At 37.9% G+C, this 261-nt stretch carries 1 protein-coding gene; it reads right to left on the minus strand.

Going from position 1 to position 261, the window contains the following annotated elements:
* Positions 1 to 81 precede the first annotated feature (81 nt).
* On the minus strand, positions 82 to 261 hold a 180-nt coding region (locus tag IEQ44_RS17300), incomplete at its 5' end, for a hypothetical protein (RefSeq protein ID WP_227487665.1).

Raw genomic sequence — 261 nt, forward strand, 5'->3', positions numbered from 1 at the left:
CATTTAAAACGTTTACCTCATTTGAGTAATACAGTGTTAAGTGGTTGATAATACGATATAATCGATTTAGCGTTGATTCGATTATATATGAGAAATGTAAAATAAAATATGGAGATGATGGGCTTCTGCAATGGTATTCTCTTTGGCTCTGTATTTACTGTTGTCCTTGTGTCTCTTTTCTCCATCTTTCTGTCTCCTGTCTTCATCGATGTTCCTCTCCAATCGCAGCAGAGCTCCAAGGTGTACAAGAGGCATTCCTCC

It is taken from the genome of Nocardioides malaquae (assembly GCF_015070385.1).
GTDB lineage: Bacteria > Actinomycetota > Actinomycetes > Propionibacteriales > Nocardioidaceae > Nocardioides > Nocardioides malaquae.